5 protein-coding genes and 1 tRNA gene are annotated in these 4,917 nt (G+C 61.0%); 2 read left to right on the top strand and 4 right to left on the bottom strand.

Annotation, left to right across the window (positions count from 1 at the left end):
- The first annotated feature begins 351 nt into the window (after positions 1 to 351).
- On the top strand, positions 352 to 540 hold the full coding sequence (locus EOL86_11900; protein ID NCD26276.1) for an addiction module toxin, HicA family: 189 nt from the start codon (positions 352 to 354) through the stop codon (positions 538 to 540).
- 9 nt (positions 541 to 549) lie between these two features.
- Entirely contained in the window at positions 550 to 1,020 is a 471-nt protein-coding gene (locus tag EOL86_11895; GenBank protein ID NCD26275.1) for a CopG family transcriptional regulator, read from the top strand.
- A 145-nt stretch (positions 1,021 to 1,165) separates the two neighbouring features.
- Here the strand turns inward: EOL86_11895 and EOL86_11890 are convergent.
- The 4 genes from EOL86_11890 to EOL86_11875 all read right to left on the bottom strand — a co-directional run.
- Positions 1,166 to 1,242 (bottom strand) — tRNA-Arg (locus EOL86_11890).
- Positions 1,243 to 1,354: 112 nt separating this feature from the next.
- Positions 1,355 to 2,980, bottom strand: coding sequence for a glucan biosynthesis protein D (locus EOL86_11885; GenBank protein ID NCD26274.1), 1,626 nt, complete (start codon positions 2,978 to 2,980; stop codon positions 1,355 to 1,357).
- 11 nt (positions 2,981 to 2,991) lie between these two features.
- Entirely contained in the window at positions 2,992 to 3,354 is a 363-nt protein-coding gene (locus EOL86_11880) for a molybdenum cofactor biosynthesis protein (GenBank protein ID NCD26273.1), read from the bottom strand.
- A 20-nt stretch (positions 3,355 to 3,374) separates the two neighbouring features.
- The coding region (locus EOL86_11875) for a tetratricopeptide repeat protein (protein ID NCD26272.1) at positions 3,375 to 4,917 on the bottom strand (1,543 nt) is incomplete at its 5' end.

Below are 4,917 nucleotides of genomic sequence, written 5' to 3'. Positions count from 1 at the left end.
GCCACCGCCGGCAAGATCACCCCCACCGCCACGGACAACACCCTGGCCGGCATCGCATGGGAAGGAAAAGCCCTGGCCGGAACCATGGCGCGGGTCCGGTTGGGCTGATCGGATAAAAATTTGGCCAATCTGTTTTGACAGTTCGGAAATGGCCGAACGCCCGTGGATGGTTTCTCCGTTTTTCCATCCACGGGCGTTTTTTTGTGGCCTACACCCCGGCGGCCATGCCCGACCGTCAAGTGGAAATCCGGAGAAGTTCCCATGCTAGTGGGAGGATCCCCGTTTTTGGAGACGGGGCTTTTTTGCGCCCTTTCTTGACGGGTAGTATCCCGAATGTGTATTTATACACACATGAAAAGCCGGGACGTTATTCGCAGACTCAAAAAAGAAGGCTGGTTCGTGGTCAACACCGAAGGTTCCCACGTCCAGCTCAAGCACCCCGAAAAATCGGGGCGGGTGACGGTTCCACATCCAAAATCGGACCTTCCCGTGGGCACGCTCAAGAGCATTGAGCGTCAAGCGGGTATCAGCTTGAAATAGGGGGAAGTCATGGCTAGCTATGTTGCCATCATTCATAAGGACGAAGGAACGGATTTCGGCGCGCTCTTTCCAGATTTTCCCGGTTGCGTGACCGCCGGGGCCAGTCTGGACGAAGTGGCGGCCATGGCCAAGGAAGCCTTGGCGCTTCACGTCAAGGGACTGCGCGAGGACGGCGAACAGGTCCCCGCGCCAAGCACGTTGGAACAGGCCATGAATCACGAACTGGCCAAGGACGCCGTGGCCTGTCTGGTGGTGGATTTGTCCGAAGGGCAGAGGACCGTACGGGTGAATATCACGCTACCGGAAAACGAACTGAAGGAAATCGACGCCTACGCCCGGCGGGCCGGCCTGACCAGATCGAGCCTTTTGGCCATGGGCGCGCGGATGATGATGCAGGAAAAAATTCAGACCGACGCGGCCGAACCATTCACGCGGCGGGGGAGGAAACCAGCATCCCCAAAGACACATGCCGCGTTTTGAACCAAGCCCCGGAGACGGGGCTTTTTTGCGTGCCGAGGCTGATCCGGCTTGCAAAATCGTGCTGGGTGCTGGGAATAGCGCTGGGAGGAATTAAATATTAAAACGAAAGGGGCTAGATTTTTACATCTAACCCCTTGTTTTCTTTTGGCGCGCCAGGGAGGACTCGAACCCCCGACCGATTGCTTAGAAGGCAATTGCTCTATCCGCCTGAGCTACTGGCGCGTAACGAGGAAAAATCGCTTATTTTTTTTGCGATTGAAAGTCAAGAGATGTGGAACCAGGTCGCGTCGAACGCGTGCAATGAAAAAGGGCGGAATTGCTTCCGCCCTTTTGTTTATTCGTTGCCGGGCTGTTTATCCAGGTGTCCCGGGTTGTGCAGCTCGCGGTTGTTCGCGGCCGGTGGGGTCCACTGGTAGATCCAGGTTTCGGTCAAGGGGCGGCCGTTGGCTTCCAGGTACAGGCGCAGGTTGATGGGGTTCTGGGTGTCGTCCGGTGGCACCACGTCGAACATGCACCGGAAGCCGTTAATGGCGTGCTGGGGCCGGACCGAGGTGATCTCAATGCGGCCGGCCGAGGTCGAGAGCACGGGTTTGATCTCGGTGTCCTTGCCGATCATGGCCAGATCGCCGCCGCTGAAGTCCACGGCGAAGCGCTGGCTGTAGTACTTGCGTTTCAGACCGACCACGCCACCCAGGCCGGTGAAGGTGTCCACGACCTTGGCCAACCTGGTCTGCACCGGCGGGTTGGTGCCCCAGTACATATTGTAGCTGAAGAGCAGCTCCTGCCCGGCCTTGACTGGTTCGGCCGGATTCCAGAAGGCGACGATGTTGTCGAAGGTTTCGTCCAGGTTGGCGATTTCCACCAGCTGCACCGAACCCGTGCCCCACTGGCCGATGGGCTCGATCCACACGCTCGGGCGCTTGTCATAGAATACGCCGTCGTCTTGATAGTGGTCGAACTTCTGGTCGCGCTGGATCAGGCCGAAGCCGCGCGGATTGTGGTCCATGTAGGCGTTGAAGCGCAGGAAGGGCGGATTGTTCAGGGGCCGCCAGATCCATTCGCCGTTGCCGTTGTGCATGGCCAGGCCGTCGGAGTCGTGCAGCTCGGGGCGCCAGTCGTAGCTAGTGCGGCGGTCGTTCTCGCCGGTCATGTACATGCTGGTCAGAGGCGCGATGCCCAGGCGCTCGATGGGCTTGCGCGGGTACACGGCCGCGTCGACCTTCATGGTCAGGGTCTGGCCGGGGCGGATGTCGAAACGGTACGCGCCGGTCACGCTGGGCGAGTCGAGCAGGGCATAGACCGTGGCCGTGTCGCTGCCGGGCTTGGGCTGTTCCAGCCAGAAATGGGTGAAGGTCGGAAATTCCTCGTCACGCGGCAGGGCCGTGTCCACGGCCAGCCCGCGCGCGGACATGCCGTACTGCATTTCACCGCCCACGGCCCGGAAATAGCTCGCGCCCAGAAAGGCGATCAGGTCGCGGGTCCAGTCCGTGTGGTAGCGCAGTCGGAAGCCGGCGAAGCCGAGGTTCTTGGGCAGTTCCTTGCCCTTGACGCCGGATTTGCCATAGCTGAACAGGTCCGGCGTGTAGTCGATCTCTTTGACCTTGCCGTCCTTGAGTTCATACATGGTGATGGGCGTCTTGAAGAACAGGCCAAGATGGAAGAGTTCGGCCCGGAACAGAGATGCTTCGCTCTTCCACAGGGCGTGGTCCGAGTCGAAGGCCAGTTGCATGTACTGGTCCCAGGTCAGTTTCTGGAGCGACTTGGGCAGTTCGCCTTCATGACTGACATAAGGCTGTTCCGACAGGAACTTGGCCCGGCCCTTGAGCCAGGCATAATCGAAATTGGTGCCGCCTGTGGGTGTCGGCAGATCGGTCGCGGCCTGACTGGACGCGGCGAAAAAGATCAGCACGACGCCAAGCAGAAGATGGTGGATGACAGAGTGACGATGGTGACGCTTCATGTGCTCTCCGGTTATTCTGAAAGTTCCTGTTTGGTGATGGCTTCGCCTTTGATCCGATCCAAAAGGTCGGCCAGGGCGGGTTTGACGTTTTCGCGGATGTCGCCGGCCACGATCAGAAAGAGCAGATCGTCGCCCGGCATGAACTCTCCGCTTTTGGCCTCGACCACGGCCCGGAAGATGCCTTCCCTGGCCTCGATTTCCTGGCGGATGGCCTCGGCCTTGGCCTGATCGACCTGGACTTTGATCCGGCCCACGGTGGAGCCGTCCTTGCGGGACCAGGCCCGGACCACGCCGTTGTGCACCAGGAGCATGCCGACATTTTCCCGAAATCCGGGTTCCTGCTTCAATTCCGCGATGCGTTTGCTGATGTCCATGCGATTCTCCTTGCCGCCGTTTAGGCGCCGAGTTCGTGCAGATGGGTACGGGCGAAGTCCAGACTTGGGTCGAGTCGCAAGGCTTCTCCCAGCAGTTCACGGGCCTTGTCCGCGTTGTTCATGAATTTATGACACAGCCCCAGGTTGGCCAGATCCATGGCCGATCCGCTGTCCAGGGCCAGGGCCAGCTCGAAATTGGCGGCCGCGCCGGCGAATTCTTTTTGCTTGAAATAGGCCACGCCGCGCAAATTAAAATATTCCTTCACTTCCGGGCAATGGCCCACGGCCCGGTTCAGATGCGGAATGGTCTCGGACCAGAGGCCCTGCTGGGACAGGGCGTAGGCCTGGTAGAACGCGGCCAGTCCCCGGTCTTCGGGATCGGGCTGACGGTCCTCGGCCTGGGCGAACCAGCTCGCGGCCTGGTCGATGTTGCCCTGGCGCAGCGCCACCAGACCCCGGAAAAAGGGCAGGTAGTGGGCTTCGGGGTGGATGCTTTCAAGCAGGTCGAGTCCGGCCCAGGCCTCGTCCGGGTCCAGGTCCTCGGCCAGGATGCGGCCCACGAACAGGCCCAGGGACGCCATGGGCGTGCGCTCGCGGAACAGAAAACCGGGCACGATGTTGTAATTGGCCGCGATGCCCAGTTCCTGCGTGGTCGTGGGCACGGAAAAAAAGGTGAAGCCCTGCAGGGCCAGCCGGGCGCAAAAGTTCCGCAGTTCCTGGGCGATGTCCGTGTCCGCGCCGGACGGCAGGGTCGTGATCGACACCTGCGGGCCGCGCGTCAGCCATGCGCACTGGTCCGGATGGGTGAATTTGGGCAGGCCCGAGGCCTCGTAGTTGCTGCACGATTCAAAATCCCCGCCGAGCTGGGCGATTTCGGTCAGGGCGCGGATGGCCGCCTTTTCGGGCGACGTGGCCGTGCCGGCGGTAAAGACGATCTCGCTTGTGTCCGGAAAGGTGGCCGGGTCCATGACCAGGGCCGCGACCGTGGGCACGGGAAAGCCGAGGCTGAAATCCTTGATCCAGACCTTGAGCTCGTTGCGGGTGAATTTGCGGTACAGATCGATCAGGACCGGATCGGTGAAGCTGGCAGGATCGATGGTTGGCGTTTCCTGCCGGGTGCGGTCGATGACGGCGCAGACGTGGCGTTCCACCAGCTCGCAGCCGCCCTGGAGCATGGATTCCTCCAGGGTGTTGCCGGCGGAGGCGCCGTTGAATTCGTTGAGCTTTTTGAACCAATCCAGCGGAGCCATGTATTCCCGGCCCGTGCCGATGTCCGTGAGGGGGGCGAAGCGCCACGTCACGAGATCCAGAATCCGGGCCGCATCGGCCTCGCCGATCCGGTCCGCCACGGACTGCGTCATATAATGAAGCGGCAGCAGGTTGTCGCCGAATGCCTGGCGGGCCTTTGACCATGTCATGGATTGAAAGTTGTCCTGGTTGTCCCAGAAGGTGAAGAAGCTGAAACGCTCGACCAGTTCCATCAGCGCCGAGGCCTCGGCCTGGGCCGGAGACGCGCCTTTGCCCATCTGTTTGCGCGTGGGCATGATGTCGCGGGCGTCTTCG

This window comes from Deltaproteobacteria bacterium (assembly GCA_009930495.1).
GTDB lineage: Bacteria > Desulfobacterota > Desulfovibrionia > Desulfovibrionales > Desulfomicrobiaceae > Desulfomicrobium.
Note: the sequence above shows the minus strand (reverse complement) of the source record. Positions and strands in the feature narration are given on the sequence as shown.

Bases quoted from the DNA above. Each gene is read 5' to 3' on its own strand.
- EOL86_11900 (NCD26276.1), top strand. From the start codon at position 352: ATGAAAAGCCGGGACGTTATTCGCAGACTCAAAAAAGAAGGCTGGTTC.
- EOL86_11895 (NCD26275.1), top strand. From the start codon at position 550: ATGGCTAGCTATGTTGCCATCATTCATAAGGACGAAGGAACGGATTTC.
- EOL86_11885 (NCD26274.1), bottom strand. From the start codon at position 2,980: ATGAAGCGTCACCATCGTCACTCTGTCATCCACCATCTTCTGCTTGGC.
- EOL86_11880 (NCD26273.1), bottom strand. From the start codon at position 3,354: ATGGACATCAGCAAACGCATCGCGGAATTGAAGCAGGAACCCGGATTT.